Source organism: Nostoc sp. UIC 10607 (genome assembly GCF_047228265.1).
GTDB classification, from domain to species: domain Bacteria; phylum Cyanobacteriota; class Cyanobacteriia; order Cyanobacteriales; family Nostocaceae; genus Nostoc; species Nostoc foliaceum_A.
In genome coordinates this window covers 1-244 of sequence record NZ_JBIQNW010000284.1, presented here as the reverse complement: position 1 = coordinate 244, position 244 = coordinate 1, and the positions used below count along the sequence as shown (strand labels likewise).

The window sequence follows — 244 nt, the reverse complement described above, 5'->3', positions numbered from 1 at the left end:
ATCCACCGCCGCTCGTCGACGAGCTCCCGATGCATCAGCGCGATCTGACCCGCCGGGCCGCCAAACGAAAGAAGACCGATGCGGGCCCAGACCCAGGTCGCTTCGAGGAGGGTCGGATGGCGGGGAGGGGACGAATCCGCCTTCGCGGCCAGGTCCGTCACCATGGCGCTCGCCTGCAAGATCCTGGCCTCGGCACTATTGGAATCGATCGGTTCCTTTGGTCTTGGTAGCCGCAATCACATTT

1 protein-coding gene is annotated in these 244 nt (G+C 63.9%); it reads right to left on the bottom strand.

Annotated features, from left to right (window positions below; genetic code table 11):
- The coding region (locus ACEYW6_RS36785; protein ID WP_412983690.1) for a chromate transporter at positions 1 to 164 on the bottom strand (164 nt) is incomplete at its 3' end.
- Positions 165 to 244: the final 80 nt, after the last annotated feature.